Raw genomic sequence first — 255 nt, 5'->3', positions numbered from 1 at the left:
CCAAGGCTAAATACTCCTGACTGACCGATAGTGAACCAGTACCGTGAGGGAAAGGCGAAAAGAACCCCGGCGAGGGGAGTGAAACAGAACCTGAAACCGTGTACGTACAAGCAGTGGGAGCCTTCTTAATGGGGGTGACTGCGTACCTTTTGTATAATGGGTCAGCGACTTATATTCTGTAGCAAGGTTAACCGTATAGGGGAGCCGCAGGGAAACCGAGTCTTAACTGGGCGTTAAGTTGCAGGGTATAGACCC

The 255-nt window shown here is 51.0% G+C and carries 1 rRNA gene; it reads left to right on the top strand.

What is annotated here, in order from left to right:
* A 23S ribosomal RNA gene (locus ACA373_RS22200) occupies positions 1–255 on the top strand; the annotation flags it as partial.

Source organism: Erwinia sp. STN24 (assembly GCF_041320675.1).
Lineage (GTDB): Bacteria > Pseudomonadota > Gammaproteobacteria > Enterobacterales > Enterobacteriaceae > Erwinia > Erwinia aeris.
Note: the sequence above shows the minus strand (reverse complement) of the source record. Positions and strands in the feature narration are given on the sequence as shown.